The following is a 16,146-nucleotide window of genomic DNA, read 5'->3' as shown; positions in this document are numbered from 1 at the left end:
GCGCGTCGCCGCCCTACGTTCGGGACCTGGGACGCGGACGTCAAGGAGTGAGCCTGGTGGTCGAATCCGTGCGGGTACCGATCCTCGCTTCGTGGGAACGCTGCCGGAGCGCCGGCCTCGACCCCGAGAGGTTCGACGTCCCGTACAGCGACGACCTCGACCCCACCGGAGCCCTGGTCCGGGCCGCGGCCCCCGTCCTCGACCGGCTCGCCGGCACGCTCTCCGGCACCCGCACCGCCGTCCTGCTCACCGACGACCGGGGCCTGGTGATCGACCGCCGGGCCGCCGAACCCCCGCTGCTGCCCGCCCTGGACCGGGTCCGGCTCGCCCCCGGGTTCAGCTACCACGAACTCGACGCCGGGACCAACGGCATCGGCACGGCGCTGGCCGCCCGGCAGCCCGTCCGCGTCTGCGGCGAGGAGCACTTCTCCGCCGCCCTGCGCGGCTTCAGCTGCTTCGGGGTGCCCGTCCGCCACCCGGTCAGCGGCCGGGTGGAGGGCGTGCTCGACCTGACCAGCCTGTCCGGCGACGCCCACCCCCTCATGGCCGAACTCGCCCGCGGCTGCGCCCTCGCCATCGAGCAGCGGCTCCTCGAGGAGTGCGGCGAACGCGAACGCGCCCTGCTGCACGACTACTTGAACGCCGAGCACCGCGGTGCCGGGTCCACCGCGCTGCGGCTCGACGGCGCCGGACGCGTCCAGGGCGTCGGGCCCCCCGCCGGACTCACCGACGGCGACGAGTCGGCCCTCGCCGAGACCGCGGCCGGACTGATCGCCGCCGGACGGCGCGAGGCGCTCGAACTCCCCCTCTCCCGCGGCCGTACGGCCCACTTGCTGTGCCGGCCCGTCGCGGGCGGCGCCGTCGTGGAGGTCAGCGTGCCCGGGGACGCCGGGGCACCGGGCGCCGCCCCGGCCGGGAGCCGCCCGCTGCTGGTCGGCGAGCCGGGGGTGGGCCGCCTCGCCGTCGCCGCGCGCCGCCGCCTGGAACTGCTCAGCGACGCCGCCCTGCGGATCGGCACCACCCTCGACGTCGCCCGCACCGCCCGCGAGATCGTCGAGGCCACCGTGCCCCGCTTCGCCGACCACGCGACCGTCGACCTCTTCCGCCCCGTCCTGCACGGCACGGCCCCCGGTGACACCGGGGCGGAGCTGCGCCGGGTGGCGGACGGCGGCGCGGCGCCCGCCGGCGCGTACGGCCCCTACGCCCGGGGTGAACCGATTCGCCTCGTGCCCGGCAGCCCCCAGGCCAGAGCCCTGTGCGCCGGCTCGGCGGTCCGCGACACCTCCCCCGGCCCGGACGGCGAACCCCGCGCCGTCATCGCCGTCCCGCTGCGCGCCCGCGACACCCTGCTGGGCGTCGCCACCTTCCAACGCGCCGCCCGGACCGAACCGTTCGCCGACGACGACCTGACCCTCGCCCGCGACCTGGCCGCCCGCGCCGCCGTCTGCATCGACAACGCGATGCTCTTCACCCGCGAGCACCACCTCGCCCTCGAACTCCAGCGCAGCCTGCTGCCGCGCGGCGTGGCGGAGCAGCACGCCGTGGACGTGGCCCACCGCTACCGCCCCGCGGCCCGTGGCCGGGTCGGCGGCGACTGGTTCGACGTCATCCCGCTCTCCGGGGCGCGCGTGGCGCTCGTCGTCGGCGACGTCGTCGGCCACGGCATCCACGCCGCCGCCGCCATGGGCCGGCTGCGTACGGCCGTGCACAACTTCTCCACCCTCGACCTGCCCCCGGACGAGTTGCTGGGCCGCCTGGACGACCTCGTCGTCCGCCTCGACGACGAGAGCGGCACCGGCCCCGGCCTCGCGGGCGCGACCTGTCTCTACGCGGTCTACGACCCGGTCGCCCGGCGCTGCCAGCTGGCCCGCGCCGGCCATCCGCCACCGGCGCTGCTCGCCCCCGACGGCGGGGTGCGCTTCCCCGACCTGCCCGCCGGGCCGCCCCTGGGCCTGGGCGGACTCCCCTTCGAGACAGCCGAGTTCGCGGTCCCCGAGGGCAGCGGCCTCGTCCTCTACACCGACGGCCTCATCGAGGGCCGCCACCTCGACCCGGACACCGGGATGCGCCGCCTCGGCCGGGCCCTCGCCGCCGTCCCGCGCGGCTGCCCGCCGGAGGAGGTGTGCGCGGCGGTCGAGGCCGCGCTGCGCCCCGTGCCCTCCGCCGACGACGTCGTCCTGCTCGTCGCCCGCACCCGCTCCCTGGACGAGCGCCAGGTGGCCTGCTGGGACGTGCCCGGCGACCCGGCGGCCGTCTCCGCCCTCCGGTCCGCCATCACCGGCCGTCTGCGGACCTGGGGCCTGGACGAGCTGGCCTTCACCACCGAGCTGATCGCCAGCGAGCTGATCACCAACGCCATCCGCCACGGCGCCGGCCCGGTACGTGCCACGCTGCTGCGCGACCGGGCCCTGGTCTTCGAGGTCGCCGACGCCAGCGGCACCTCCCCCCGGCTGCGCCGCGCGGCCACCACCGACGAGGGCGGCCGCGGCATCTTCCTCGTCGCCCAGCTCTGCCGCCGCTGGGGCACCCGCTACACCGACCGCGGCAAGGTCATCTGGACGGAGCAGCAACTCCCCGCGTGAGGGCCGCCACCGGCGGCCCCGCCTCCCGCCTCGCCCTGATGGCCTACCAGCCGTACGGGTGAGGCCGCGGAACAGGGGGGTTCCGGCTGTGCGCGGACGAGCTGTTGCCTACGGTGGGACCATGACCACGGCGGCAGACAGCGGTACGCACACGAGCACGGACACCTACGACGTCATCGTCATCGGCGCGGGCCCCACCGGGGAGAACCTCGCCGACCGGACCAGGCAGGCCGGACTGACCACGGTGGTGGTCGAGGCCGAGCTGGTCGGCGGTGAGTGCTCGTACTGGGCGTGCATCCCCAGCAAGGCGCTGCTGCGCCCGCAGGCGGCCCTGGACGCCGCGCGGGCGGTCGCGGGGGCGCGGGAGGCGGCAGGCGGCCGCCTGGACGCCGCGGCGGTGCTGGCCCGGCGCGACTACTGGACCTCCAGCTGGAAGGACGACGGGGCGGTGACCTGGCTGGACTCGGCCGGCATCGACCTGGTCCGGGGACGCGGACGTCTCGACGGGCCGCGCCGCGTCGTCGTCGAGACCCCGGACGGCGGCGAGCGCGTCCTGGTCGCCCGGCACGCGGTGGCGGTCTGCACGGGCACCCGCGCGCAACTGCCCGACCTGCCCGGCATCGCCGACGACCACGTGTGGACCAGCCGGGACGCCACCAGTTCCCCCGAGGTGCCCGGACGGCTCGTGGTGGTCGGCGGCGGAGTGGTCTGCGTCGAGATGGCGACCGCCTGGCGGTCCCTCGGCTCCGAGGTGACCGTGCTGGTCCGCGGCTCCGGGCTGCTGCCGCGCTGGGAACCGTTCGTGGGCGAACTCGTCGCGGACGGGATGCGCGCCGCCGGGATGGACATCCGCACCGGCGTCTCGGTCACGGAGCTGCGGCGCGACACGGAGTCCGGCCCGGTCACCCTGGTGCTCTCCGACGGTTCCGAACTCCTCACCGACGAGGTCCTGTTCGCCACCGGCCGGGTCCCGCACACCGACGACCTGGGCCTGGAGACGATCGGCCTGAGCCCCGGCTCGTGGCTGGACGTCGACGACACCTGCCTGGTCAAGGACGTCGAGGGCGGCTGGCTGTACTGCGCGGGCGACACCAACCACCGCGCCCTCCTCACCCACCAGGGCAAGTACCAGGGCCGCATCGCGGGCGCCGCCATCGCCGCCCGCGCCAAGGGCGAGCCGGTGGACACCGCCCCCTGGGGCCGGCACGCGGCCACCGCCGACCACGGCGCCGTCCCGCAGGTCGTCTTCACCGAGCCCGAGGCCGCGTCCGTCGGCATCACCGCGGCGCAGGCACGCCAGGAGGGCCGCCGCGTCAAGGTCGTGGACTACGAGATCGGCAACGTCTCGGGCGCCGGCCTCCACGCCGACGACTACAAGGGCAAGGCCCGCGCCGTCGTCGACCTGGACCGGGGTCACCTCGTCGGCGTCACCTTCGTCGGCCCGGCGGTCGGCGAGATGCTGCACTCGGCCACCATCGCCGTCGCCGGGGAGGTCCCGTTGGAGCGGCTGTGGCACGCCGTACCGGCCTTCCCCACGATGAGCGAGATCTGGCTGCGGCTGCTGGAGACCTACCGGGACGCGCCGGACGGCGAAGGCTGACGGAGACGGCGGCCCCGGGCGCCTGCCGATAGGATCGCGCCCTGCTCGTCGAGACCAGGTCGAGGGGACAGCTGAGGTGGGGATTTTCCGGCGCGGGCCGAAGCGTGACCAGCGGGACGCACCCCGCGATCCCGAGTACGCCTTCTTCTCGGTGGACGAGGGCGCGCGCTTCCGCGCGACCGTGCGCGAGTCGTTCGCCGAACTCGGACTGGAGGTCACCGTCTTCGCCGACATGGTGACCGACGACTCCGGCCGTCGCTTCGGGCTCGGCAACCTCGCCGCGCTCTGCCACAACGACCGCCGCGGCCCGCGCGTGTGGCCGCAGCTGGCACGGGAGCACGTCGGGGCGGTGCTGCGCACCCTCGACGGGCCCTCGCCGCTGGAGACGATGCCCGTCGAGGAGATCCGCGAACGGCTCTACCCGCGTCTGGTCCCGCCCGACGCGGTCGACCCGGAGACCTTCCGCTACGCCCGGGTCGCCGCGCCGGGGCTGCTGGAGGTGCTCGCCCTGGACCTGCCGGAGAGCGTGATGACGCTCGCCGACCACGCCCTGGGCCCGCTCGGCGACACCCGCGAGCTGCGCGGCCGCGCCCTGCTCAACCTGCGCGACCTGCCGGTGGAACGGCACGAGGTCGTCCGGCACGCCGACGTGCGCTTCGACGTCCTGGTCGGCGACTCCTTCTTCACCGCCGCCCGGGTGCTGGTCCTGGACGAGCTGGTGGAACGGGTCACCGGGGAGCCGCTGACCGCCGACGGGGCGCTGGTCGCCATGCCCTTCCGGCACCAGCTGGCCTTCCACGCCATCCGCGACAGCGGCGTCATCCCGGCGCTCAACGGGATGGCCGGTTTCGCCGCGGCGGGCCACGAGGACGCGGTGGGCCCGATCAGCCCGTACGTCTACTGGTGGCGGGACGGGGTGCTGACCCAGCTCAGCCGCAAGGACGGCGACGGGCTGATGATCACCGTCGGCGAGGAGTTCCAGGACGTCCTCGAACGCCTCGTGCCCGACCAGGCCGGCGACGAGAGATGACCGGCGGCGAGCCGGGCGGCACGACCGTCTGACCGCTGCTGGGCGTCGGCGCCGAAGGGCCCGCGCCCGACTACGCCGACCTGTTCCCCGAGGACCCGACGCCGCAAATGCCGCCGCAGCCGTACCCGGCGGGCGGTCAGCGCGGTTCGCGCCGGGCGCCCGCCCGCTCCGGACGGCGCACCCGCACCCTCGTCGTGGTGGCCGCGGCGGTGACCGGCGTCGGCGTCCTGGCCCTGCTCGGGCACCTGGTCACCGGTCCCGGCGAGGCCGACCGGGCGCTGCCCGCCCCGAGCGCCTCCCAGCCGCAGCCGGCCCCGCCCAGCCTGCTCCGCTCCGGCGGCACGGCGGAGCCCTCGTCCGGCGCAGGGGCCTCCTCGACGCCGGCGGGCACGGGCGACGCCGCCGGCTTCTACGGCCCCGCCACGCGCCGTTCGCCGGAGTCGGTCACCTCCGCGCCCTGAGGCCGCAGCGGGTTCGGCAGCGGCAGGTAGCGGGCGGCGGCCCCGTCCGCGCCGGTCCAGCGCAGCAGCAGATTGGTCTTCCCCGGGATGTGCGCCGCGGACAGCAGTTCCCGCAGCGGCGCCGGCTCGCCGTTCGCGGCCGACCACCCCGCGAGGAACGCCCGGGCGCGCGCCCACAGCACCGGGGTGAGTTCCGGGTGGCGTGCGGCGACCGCGCCCGCGATCTCCATCAGGTTGTTGGTGACGAGGCAGTAGACCAGCCGTTCCCAGCCGTGCGCCGCGTCCACGCCGGGCCCGGGGGCATCGGGGCGCGCGTGGCGCCGGAGCAGTTCACCGTGCCGCTCCTCGACCAGCTTGACGCCCTCGTGGTCGCGGAAGAGCGCCTGGCCGGGCAGCCCCTCGTCGTCCACGGCGACCAGCACGTTCTGCAGGTGGCACTCCAGCACCGCCCCGTGCCGCAGGAACGCGTGCAGCACCGGCGGCACGACCTGCCGCAGGTACGCCTCCCACCAGGCCAGCGCGCCCCGCGCGGTCAGCCCGGGCGCGGCGAGCGGGCTGCCCCCGTACCCCTCGGCGACGGCCGCCGCCAGCAGCGGGGTGAGCCCCGGGCGCAGGTGCGCGCCGAAGCCGTCGCGGACGAGCACGGCCAGCGCCTCGTACGCGTCCCGGCCGTCGGGGCCGTCCAGGCCGGCCGTCCGGTAGCCGCGGTCGGACAGGACGGACGCCTCCGGGACGGCCCGCAGCACCTCGTCGACGGGGCCGAGCCACCGCAGGTCGTGCCGCCACAGCCGGCGGACGTCGTTGGTGATCCGCACGTCGAGGCTGAACTTCAGGAAGAGGTCGGCCTCCGGCAGGTACACCGTCCGCACGGACGCGGTCGGCACCGCCGGCACGGCGGTCTCCCCCAGCCGCAGCAGCCGGCCGTCGTGGAAGGCCGGGAGGTCCCCCAGCAGGGCCAGCTGCCAGGGGTGCGCGGGCAGCACCCGGTAGCCCTCGGGGACGTCCGGGTGGAGCCGGTCGAGCACCGCGGTGTCGCCCTCCCCGGCCAGCAGGTCCGCCCGGACCGCCAGCAGGGCGAGCGGGAAGCTCGTGTGCGCCTCCGGCGCGTAGGGCAGCCAGCGTTCCGGCGGGCCGCCGCCACGGGTCTTGGGCGCGGGGTGGTGGCGGTGCCCGGCCACCAGGGCCTGCTCGGAGCGCAGGTACGGGTCGGCGGGCGGCGGGGCGTGCTCGCGGGCCTCCAGCAGCGCGGCGAGCACATCGCGGCTGTCCGCGATCTCGGCGGGCAGCCCGGTGTTGGCCACACCCGTGCGGGCGGTCAGCTCCGCGGCGGTGACGTCGACCAGCGCCTCCAGCGGGAGCGGCCGCCAGCCGTCCGGGGTGTGCACCTCGGGCCCGGCGGGATGGCGCCCGGCCCGGACCCGCAGCAGCCGCCCGGTCGCGGGCAGCCGGTGGACGGGACGGCCCCCGTCCTCGCCGGCGGGCACGGCGACCTCACGCAGCAGGCAGTTCAGCAGGGCCGTCGCCGAGAGTGCCTCGGCGCGGTCCCATGCCTCACCCACGACGGCTCGTTCCCGCTGGTCGCAGGGCTTGTCGGTGCACGGTCGGCTGCCTCCTCGTAGGGTAGGGACTCATCATGTACCCGCACTCGGCGGCTGCGACGCGGCGCCCCCTGGAGACGGCGTTCGCCACCGAGCTGGCGACGCTCCGACCTGATCTGCACGACGCGTACACCGCCGCCCTCCCCGGTGCCCGCGCCGCCGTCCTCGGCCGCCTGTGGCGCGCCCTGCTGCTGGAACCGCTGCCGGGCATCGCCTGGCGCGGCCCCGGCCGCGTGCTCTTCCACGACGGCCGGCTGCTCACCGGCCCGCGGCGGCTGCCGCACGACCTGGCGTCGCCGGATGACGAGCCCGCCCTGCTGCTGGACGGCCTGCCCCACGACCACCCGGCCGCCCTGGTGACGGCCCTGGGCCTGCCCGGCTCGGGCCTGCTGCGCGACGAACTCGACCACAGCGTCGCCTCCCTGGCCCTGTCCCGGGCGGGTGCCGCGGACGCGGACGGCCACGGCGTACGGCTGCCGACGCTCGCCTCCTTCGAGCAGGGCGTCGTCGACGGCCACCCCTACCACCCGTGCTGCCGCAGCCGTCCCGGTTTCTCGGTCGCCGAGCAACTGGCGTACGGGCCCGAGCACCGGCCCGTCGTCGCCCTGGACCTCGTCGCCGTCCCCGCCGCCGAGTCCCTGGTCGCGGGCGCCTGGCCGGACCGGCTCCGGGACGGCGACCGGCTGCTGCTCCCCGTCCACCCCTGGCAGACCCGGCACATCCTGCCCGCCCTGGGGCTGCGCCCGTACGCCGAGGCCGCGGTGCCGACCCGCCCGCTGATGTCGGTGCGCACCTTCGCACCGCTCGACGGCGGGCCGCACCTGAAGACGGCGCTGAGCATGCGGATGACCTCGTCCGTCCGCGACATCTCGGCCCTCTCGGTGACCGACAGCGCCCCGCTGTCCGTGCTGCTGGACGAGCTGACCCGGCGGCTCGGCGGCGACGCGCTGCGCGTCGTCCGCAACGTCGGGGCCGCGGCCGCCGTCGTCGGCGGTGAGCCCAGCCCCGACCTCGCGGCTCTGCTGCGGGAGTCCCCGTCCGGCTTCGCCGACCCGGCGGCCGGGGAGTACGTCCTGCCCGTCGCCGCCCTCGCCGAGCGCCCCGCGGACGGCGGGCCGCCGCTGCTCCGCTCCCTGCTCTCGGCCGCGGAACCGGCCGCGCCCCCGGACGGCGCCGCCTGGCTCACCGCCTTCGCCCGGCTCACGCTCCCGGCCGTGCTGAGGCTGCTGTCCTGGGGCGTCGCCCTGGAGGCGCACGGGCAGAACCTCCTGCTCGTCCTCGACCGGCACGCCCGGCCGCTGCGGCTGGTCTACCGCGACCTCGCGGACGTCCGGATCAGCCCGGCCCGCCTCGCCCGGCACGGCATCGCCCTGCCCCCGCTCGGCCGGGGCCTCAGCGACGACCCCGCGGTCCTGCACGCCAAGCTCTACGGCTCCCTGGTCGCCACGACGTTCGGCAGCCTCGTCTCCGCTCTCGGCGCGGGCCACCGCCCCACCGAGGCACGGCTGTGGGCCGCGGTGCGCACGGAGACCGCCCGCGCCTTCGACGCCCTCCCCACCACGGCGGATACCCGCACCGACCGCGCGGCCCTCCTGTCCGCCCCCGAACTCCCCATCAAGGCCCTCACCCTGATGCGCCTGGAGACCCCCACGACCGGCGACCAGTGGACGGGCCTCCCCAACCCCCTGCTCTGACCGGTGCGGACGTCCGGGGCCCTGCCCCAACCGCGGCCGCTGTCGGTGCCGCCCCCTACGGTGGCGGGCATGTCCGAACCGGCCGACGCCCCGCAGTCCTACACGACGTTGTGGACCAACGACCTCTGCCGTCACCTGGCGCGGAGCGGCTACGCCGGGCGCCCGCTCCGCGTCCTGTTCGGCGGGCCGCACCAGTCGCTGCCCAGCTTCCGGCTCGCGGGGGTCAGGCCCGGCGACCGCGTCTTCCCCGTACGCGTCCACCGCACCCGGCTCCACGTGCTGGGCCGCCTGGAGGTGGCGCGGATCATCCCGTACGAGGGGGCCGCGGACGAGCTGGCGACGCTGCCCGACTGGTCGCCGCTGGAGGGCGGTTGCGCGTCCGAGGTGCTCGTGGGCCCGCCCGGCACCCCGCTCGACTTCGGCACCACCGTCCCCGGCGAGCTGCTGGAACGGCTCACGTACCGCTCGCGCCGCGCCGAACGCAAGCTGCGGTTCGTCGAGGACGGCCGGCTGACGCGGTCGATCGGCCTCCAGGGCGTCTACCGGCTCGCGCCCGAGTCGGCCGCCGGACTCGACCGCCTCGTGGACGCGGCCGCCGCAGCCGCCGCGCCGCCCGTCAGTCCCGGATGACGCCCGCCGCCCGCGCCGCCGTCAGCCACTGCGGGAACTCCTCCATCAGCGCCGCGTACAACTCCGCGTCCGGCGCCGCCGCGGGCTCCTCCCCGGCGGCGTGGAAACCGGCGTTGTCCACCAGCCGCTTGGCGGGAACGGGGAGTTCGTCGAGCTTGCGCAGGAAGTCGAAGTCCTTGCCCGCCGGGTCGCCGAAGCCGACGAACTGCCAGAAGATCGGCAACCCGGCCGCCGAGCAGAGCAGCCGCTCGGCGGCCGTGCGCGAGGAGGGGCCGCCGTCCGTCTGGAAGATGACGAACGCGGGCTGCGTCGCGCCGGACGCCCGGTAGTGGTCGATCACCGCCTGCATCGCCAGGTGGTAGTTGGTGCGGCCCATGTGGCCGTAGCCCTCGTGGAGGGCGTTGATCCGGCCCTCGTACCCGTCGAGGCCGATCTCGGCGACGCCGTCCACCTCGGTGGAGAAGAAGACCACCGGCACGACCCCGTCGTCGTCGAGGTTCGCCGCGAGCCCGAGGGCCTGCTCGGCCAGGCGCTGCACCGTGCCGTCCCGGTAGTGCCGCCGCATGCTGCCCGACCGGTCGAGCACCAGGTAGACCGCGGCGCGCTCGCCCGCGACCCCGGCCTTCTCCAGCGACACCCGGGCGCCCTTGTACAGGCTCACCAGCCCCGGCGCCGTCGCCTGCACCTTCTCCAGACTGATGGCCATCTCGTCCCGCCCCCTCGCTCTCGCGGTCTCCCGCCCCGATCGTGCCACCTCCGGCCCGCCCGCGGCACCCGTCAGGTGACGTCCCACAAGCGCCGGTAGTAGGCGGTGCGTTCCGGGTCGGGGGCGATGCCGTACGCGTCCAGGAGCGCGTCGTCCCAGCCGGGGCCGTAGTTCCACTCGGTGCTCCAAGTGGCGACGGCCAGGTCGGCCCAGCGGTCGGCGACGCCGAGGGCACCCATGTCGACGTGGCCCGACCAGGAGCCGTCCTCGGCCAGCAGGGTGTTGGGCGCACAGGGGTCGCCGTGGCACACCACGAGCCGCTCGACGGGCGGCGCCGGCGGCAGGTCCCCCGGCACCGGCCGGCCGGCCCGCCGGGCGCGTTCCAGGCGGGTGCCGACGGACCAGTCGTACGGGCAGCCGACGACGGGCAGCCGTTCGTGCAACGCGCGCAGCCCGGCGCCCAGCGCACGTACCGCGGTGGCGGGTTCGGCCGTCCAGCGCGGGCTGACGGCGCTCTCCCCGGGCAGCCCGCGCGTGACCAGCCAGGCCCCGTCGCCGTCCGCGCCGTGCTCCACGACGGGCGGCACGGACGTGAACCGGCCCGCCCATTCCAGGCGCTCGGCCTCGGCCCCGAGGTCGAGCCCCGAGCCCGCGGGCGCCCACTTGGCGAACAGCCGGTCCTCCCCCGCCCCCAGCCGGAACGTCAGCCCGCCCCTCTCGTTGCGCCACACGGGCAGCGGCGTCCGCTCCCCCGCCAGCGCCCCGATCCGCGCGGGCACCTCCACCTCGCCCTCCGGCGGTCCCGAAATCTCCACCGCCGCATGCTCCCCCGCGCCCCGCCGGAAGGCCAGCCCATTTCGCGCTGCCGGGGCTACACCGCCCGGCGCGTGGTCGTGGGCCTCGACGAGGTGGCCAGCGCCGCCAGGCAGGCGGCGCCCAGCGGCACCGCGATCAGCAGGACGGCCAGCAGACCCCAGGGCACCACGATCGGCACGTGCTCGATGATCCGGCTCGCGCTGCCCTCGTCGAGCTGCCGCTCGTTGAAGGCCTCGACGATGCGCCGGTCGACCAGCCGCAGCCCGATGGCGGGGATGATCCCCGTCACGGCACCCAGCACCACGCCCGCCGCGGCCACCACGGCGCACTGGAACGCGGTGAGCAGCCGGCGGGTCCTGGGCGGCGCCCCGATCGCGGCGAGCGTGGCGAGGTCGGCCTCGGCGTCGGAGCGTGCCAGGCCCGTCGCGGTCCCGGCGGCGCCGAGCGTGACCACCGCCGCGAAGACGGCCAGCGCGAGCGGCACGACACCGGCCGGGTCCTCGGGCCCCTCCTCCAGGTGGAAGCGGACGTCGGCCCCGGTGTCGCCGAGGGCCTGCTGCGTCTTCTGCCGCTGTGCGTCGGTCGGCGGGTGCGTGGTGGTGAAGTAGGCGCCGAACGGCACCGTCCCGATGTGCGCCGCCCTGGCCGCCGTCGGGGGCACGACCAGTTCCACGCCGTGGTTGGGCGGGCTGCCGGGAACCTGGTGGACGGGGAACCGGGCGACCCTGCCCGGCGGCTCCTTCCCCTGTGCCTCGGCGGCGCTCGCCCGCAGGTCGTCGGTGACCAGCCGCACGGCGACCCGGCCCCGGGCGTCCACGTTGCGGCGGTCGAGGGAGACGGCCCGCCCGTCGGCCAGGGCCGCCACCGCCCCGGGGTCATCGACGCCGAGCACCGCCAGGAGTCTCGCGTCGCCGACCAGGACACCGCTGGGAGTCGTGTCGCCGACGCTGCCGTTCGCACAGCGCGAGTCGTGGGCCAGCGCCCTGAGCTCCGCACGCGGCATCGCGGACAGCGGGTTCGCCGGTCCCGTGTCGTACAGCGGGCACCTCTCGGCCGGAGGCCGCACGACCTCCACGTAACCGCACATGCCGTCCTGGTCGCAGCCGGCGCGGCCGGTGAACAACTGGTCCACGTCCGCCTCGACGCCCACGGGCAGGTTCCGGGCGACGGCTCTCCTGGCGGCCGGGACGTCGCGTCCGCGGTCCTCGTCCACCATCACCGTCACCGCCCCGTCGGGCAGCAGGGCCTCGTACCCGGCGCGTTCCTGGGCGGCCGTGCCGGCGGTGTACGCCGCGACGGTCACGGTGCCGGCGACGGCGGCGAGCACGGCCGCCACGGCGGGGGCGGTACGGGCGCGGTTGCGCGCGGCGTCCCGCAGCGCCAGGCGGGGCGAGAGGCCCCACCGGCGCCCGAGGCGGCCGGCGATCCCCATGAACGCCGGCGTCATCGCGACGACACCGGCCTCGGCGATGACGCTGCCGGCCGCGACGACGACCTTCCAGTCGGTCCGCATCGCCCCGTACAGCGCGATCGCGGTCCCCAGCAGGAACGCGGCGAGGCCCACGAGGCTCAGTCGCCGCCCCGAGCGCCGCACGCCCTTGCGCCCGGTGAGCGCGGCGAGGACGGGCTGCCGGGCCGCCGTGACGGCGGGCAGGGCCGCGGCCGCGAGTCCGGCGAGCACGGCGAGCAGCGCGATGCCGAGGAGGTCGGCCGGGTGCGGGTCGAAGCCTCCGTACCGCGCCCCGCCGCGCGCCTCGAACAGCGGACGCAGGGCCGCGGCCAGGCCGATGCCGAGGGCGGTTCCCAGCGCGGCCGCGGCCACGCCGGCGATCAGGCCTCCGGCGAGGACCACCGCCCTGATGTCCCGGCCCTCGCCGCCGCCCGCGCCGATGAGCCCGAACTGCCGGCGTGAGCGCTGGGCCCCGACGGCGAACGCGGGCCCCGCGAGCAGGCAGACCTCCGCGAGCGCCAGGACGACGACGGTCACCGCCGCCGTGGCCCGCGCGGAGACCGGCGCGGCCGGGGGCCGCTCCGGGTGCTCCCGGTACTGCGGCACGTCGGATCGGGCCGGCGGGTGCAGCGTCACCTCACGCGAGACCACCGCCACGCCGTGGGTGTTCGCCTCCACCACCCTGGGCCAGCCGAACCCGCCCGGCAGCGACACCAGGAACGTCTCGGCGGCCGGCTCGGACGGCGTCCTGTGGGCGCCGGCGAGCATCCGTCCGTAGGGCGCCAGCAGTGCGCCGGGCAGCGCGTTGACCTCGTCCGCGGCCAGGTCCCCGGGGCGCTCGTAGGCGCCGACGATGCGGTAGGAGGGGCTGAGGTCCCGCACGGTGAGCCGTGACCCCACCCGCAGGCCGCTCACCGTCAGGAAGTGCGTCGTCACCGCCACTTCGTCGGGGCGGACCGGGTGGCGGCCCTGCTTCAGCGTGGTGATGCCGCGGGTCATCGGGTCGGCGGTCTCGAGTTCGAGCACGTCGACGTCGAGGGCGCCGTGGCGGGTACGGACCTCGGCGGTGCCGGCGAGGCGTTCGAGCGTCCGGGCGTGCGGCGGCATCGCCTGCGCGAGGACGGCCTTGGCGGTCGCCGGGGTCGGCGGGCCGTCTGCCGCGTCGTCCGGCTGCCCCTCGACGGGGGTGTGGTCCACGTAGAGCGCGGAGGCGTCGGGGTCCTGGAGGATGGGGCCGAAACCGGGGTAGCGGACCTCGGCGTCCGCCCGTCCGAGGGTGCGCTCCAGCTGCTGCTCCGGGGAGAGTTGTGCGCTGCGCAGCGTGACGTCGGCCGCCGACGCCCCCAGCACGGGCAGGGCGAGCATGCCGACGACGAGCAGGGTGCGGCCCGGGGCCCGCCGGGCGTCCCGGCCGGCGATCCGCAGGGCGGCCCGCCAGGCGTGGAAGCGGGCGGTCACCGGCCGGCCGTCCCGCTGAGCAGCGACTCCGCGGGCGTCCGGCTGGTCTCGTCGACGACGGTGCCGTCCCGCAGGAAGACCATCCGGTCCGCCCAGGCGGCGAGCCGCGGTTCGTGGGTCACCAGCACACCCGCCGCTCCGGCCTCGCACCTCCTGCGCAGCAGGGCGAGCACGGACTCGCCGGTCTCCGAGTCGAGCGCGCCCGTCGGCTCGTCTGCGAGCAACAGCCGGCGCTCCCCGACGAGGGCCCTGGCGATGGCGACGCGCTGCTGCTGGCCCCCGGACATCTCGTCGGGGAAGCGGTCCGCCAGGTACTCCAGCCCGACGTCGCCCAGCGCCTCGACGGCCTCCTTGCGTGCCCGGCGCACCGGGACGCCGTCCAGTTCACGGGGGAGGGCGATGTTCTCTGCGGCCGTCAGCGCGGGGATGAGGTTGTAGTCCTGGAAGACGTAACCGACCCGGCGCCGGCGCAGCGCCGCGAGCTCCTTGCGCCCGGCGGTGGCCAGTTCGGTGCCCTCGACGGTCACACTGCCGGACGTCGGGGTGTCCAGGCCCCCCGCGATCGCCAGCAGCGTGGACTTGCCGGAGCCGGACGGCCCCATGACGGCGACGAGTTCGCCCGCGTGGACGTCCAGGTCGACGCCCCGCAGCGCGTGCACCTCGGTGGCGCCGCTGCCGTGCGTCCGCGTCAGCTCGCGTATGCGCAGGACGGGTTCGGTGGTGAGTGGGGACAAGGCGGTCCTCTTCGGAAGGCGTACGGGGACGTACGGGGTGGGGGCTTCGGGGGCGGCGCTAGGTCGTGTCGTCACGTGAGCGGCGGCCGCCCGGAGGGCGGGCCCCACGGCTCCCCCAGCTTGCGCTGGGAGGTGCCCCCAGGTGCGGTGCATCGCAAGGCGGAGGATCGTCCTCGTAGTGGGCTACTCGGACGATTCGACAACGCAGCGTGGGGGCACCTCCCAGCGGAGCTGGGGGAGTGCCGTGCCAGGCGCCGTGGGGCAGGCGCGCAGGTGACGACACGGCCTAGGAACGCGACGCGCGGCGGCGGCCGCTCCGGGGCGCGCCGCCGTCCGCGGGCTCCGGCCGGGGGTCCGTCTCCGCCCGCCGGGCCGCGGCGGCGGCCGCCACCCTGACCAGCCGCGTCTCGCAGTGGTCGAGCCAGCGCACCTCGGCCTCGGTCTGGAAGATCAGCTGCTCCAGGACGAGCACCCAGGCCACGTCCTCCGGCCGGTCCGACGCCGGCTCCGGGGCCGCTGCCTTGAGCCGGGTGTAGTCCTGCATCGCCCGCAGGGTGTGGAGCCGCTGCAACTGGATGACGTCCCGCACGTCGACCCCCGGGGCGCTCACCGCCATGGCGAGCTTGATCGCGAGTTCGTCGCGCGGCGGGTTGCTGCGGTCGACGGGGCTGCGGAACCAGGAGCCGAGCTCCGACCGCCCTTCCTCGGTGATGCGGTAGAGCGCGTGCCCCGAGTCGTCCTCCCCGTCCTGCACGACCAGCCCGTCGCGCTCCAGCCGGTTCAGGGTCGTGTAGACCTGCCCGACGTTGAGGGACCAGGTCGCACCGGTACGACTCTCGAACTCTGAGCGCAGCCGGGACCCGTAGCGGGGGCCGTGTTCAAGCAGGGCGAGCAGCCCGTGGCGGATCGACATACCGAGTATATATACCAAGTATGCTGACCGACCCAATCACCCACCCCGGCGCCCGACTTGGGCTTCCACACCCCCCACAGTGCGCTGCACGCCCCCTACAACCCGGCCCGGTCCCGTCCGGGTCGGCGGCCGTCCCCGGCAACGGCTCCACATGCCAGGATCGGCTGCACGAGCCCACGGCAGCCGTACGGCCGGACCGGACGTCACGAGCGGCCGCGTATCTCGCCGGGCCGGGCTCGACCGGATCGAAGACGCCCTGTTTCAACTCACGGACCGGACGCTCGGCCCGATCTGGCTCCTCGACCAGCACGGCACCCCCGTTATGTTTTTCGCGGTCCTGCAAGAGGGCCGCTGGCCTCCGGGCCCGGTATGACTGTGTCCCCCTGTCGAACGGATGACCTGGGGGGTGGTGTCACCGGGCCCGAGGGGTGCCGTCGGAGACGCTGATGAGAGGTCCGACCGCCGCCTGGCCGG

At 76.1% G+C, this 16,146-nt stretch carries 12 protein-coding genes; 6 read left to right on the top strand and 6 right to left on the bottom strand.

The genetic code is table 11. The features are described 5' to 3' along the window. The first annotated feature begins 56 nt into the window (after positions 1–56). The 4 genes from ABZ479_RS14425 (at position 57) to ABZ479_RS14410 (ending at position 5,673) form a co-directional block, all read left to right on the top strand. A complete protein-coding gene (locus ABZ479_RS14425; protein WP_500461889.1) occupies positions 57–2,582 on the top strand; it encodes a SpoIIE family protein phosphatase in 2,526 nt (841 codons plus the stop codon). 121 nt (positions 2,583–2,703) lie between these two features. Further along, a complete protein-coding gene (locus tag ABZ479_RS14420; RefSeq protein ID WP_500461888.1) occupies positions 2,704–4,182 on the top strand; it encodes a dihydrolipoyl dehydrogenase family protein in 1,479 nt (492 codons plus the stop codon). 76 nt (positions 4,183–4,258) lie between these two features. Beyond that, complete coding sequence (locus ABZ479_RS14415; protein ID WP_499600118.1) at positions 4,259–5,212, top strand: hypothetical protein; 954 nt, start codon at positions 4,259–4,261, stop codon at positions 5,210–5,212. 107 nt (positions 5,213–5,319) lie between these two features. Further along, a complete protein-coding gene (locus tag ABZ479_RS14410; RefSeq protein ID WP_500461887.1) occupies positions 5,320–5,673 on the top strand; it encodes a hypothetical protein in 354 nt (117 codons plus the stop codon). On the opposite strand, the gene ABZ479_RS14405 is transcribed toward ABZ479_RS14410, so the two are convergent. Then, on the bottom strand, positions 5,622–7,232 hold the full coding sequence (locus ABZ479_RS14405; RefSeq protein ID WP_500461886.1) for an IucA/IucC family protein: 1,611 nt from the start codon (positions 7,230–7,232) through the stop codon (positions 5,622–5,624). The two genes, ABZ479_RS14410 and ABZ479_RS14405, sit on opposite strands and share 52 nt — an antisense overlap. Before the next feature lie 74 nt (positions 7,233–7,306). On the opposite strand from ABZ479_RS14405, the gene ABZ479_RS14400 reads away from it, so the two are divergent. Both ABZ479_RS14400 and ABZ479_RS14395 read left to right on the top strand, forming a co-directional pair. Next, positions 7,307–8,965, top strand: coding sequence for an IucA/IucC family protein (locus ABZ479_RS14400; RefSeq protein ID WP_500461885.1), 1,659 nt, complete (start codon positions 7,307–7,309; stop codon positions 8,963–8,965). Between the two features lie 69 nt (positions 8,966–9,034). After that, positions 9,035–9,595, top strand: coding sequence for a hypothetical protein (locus ABZ479_RS14395; RefSeq protein ID WP_500461884.1), 561 nt, complete (start codon positions 9,035–9,037; stop codon positions 9,593–9,595). Here ABZ479_RS14395 and ABZ479_RS14390 read toward each other — a convergent pair. The 5 genes from ABZ479_RS14390 to ABZ479_RS14370 all read right to left on the bottom strand — a co-directional run bounded on the left by ABZ479_RS14390 (position 9,582) and on the right by ABZ479_RS14370 (position 15,672). Beyond that, positions 9,582–10,301 (bottom strand): vWA domain-containing protein, encoded by a 720-nt coding sequence (locus ABZ479_RS14390; RefSeq protein WP_500461883.1) that lies wholly within the window; start codon positions 10,299–10,301, stop codon positions 9,582–9,584. The genes ABZ479_RS14395 and ABZ479_RS14390 overlap by 14 nt on opposite strands. Before the next feature lie 71 nt (positions 10,302–10,372). Further along, entirely contained in the window at positions 10,373–11,116 is a 744-nt protein-coding gene (locus ABZ479_RS14385; protein ID WP_500461882.1) for an aminoglycoside 3'-phosphotransferase, read from the bottom strand. 56 nt (positions 11,117–11,172) lie between these two features. Next, positions 11,173–14,025 (bottom strand): FtsX-like permease family protein, encoded by a 2,853-nt coding sequence (locus tag ABZ479_RS14380; protein WP_500461881.1) that lies wholly within the window; start codon positions 14,023–14,025, stop codon positions 11,173–11,175. After that, on the bottom strand, positions 14,022–14,759 hold the full coding sequence (locus tag ABZ479_RS14375; protein WP_500461880.1) for an ABC transporter ATP-binding protein: 738 nt from the start codon (positions 14,757–14,759) through the stop codon (positions 14,022–14,024). Before ABZ479_RS14375 ends, ABZ479_RS14380 begins: the two co-directional genes overlap by 4 nt. Before the next feature lie 286 nt (positions 14,760–15,045). Continuing rightward, positions 15,046–15,672: a PadR family transcriptional regulator gene (locus ABZ479_RS14370; protein ID WP_500461879.1), complete on the bottom strand. Its 627-nt coding sequence runs from the start codon at positions 15,670–15,672 to the stop codon at positions 15,046–15,048. Positions 15,673–16,146 lie beyond the last annotated feature (474 nt).

The sequence above is a fragment of the Streptomyces sp. NPDC005722 genome, assembly GCF_040630935.1.
Classification (GTDB): Bacteria; Actinomycetota; Actinomycetes; order Streptomycetales; family Streptomycetaceae; genus Actinacidiphila.
Note: the sequence above shows the minus strand (reverse complement) of the source record. Positions and strands in the feature narration are given on the sequence as shown.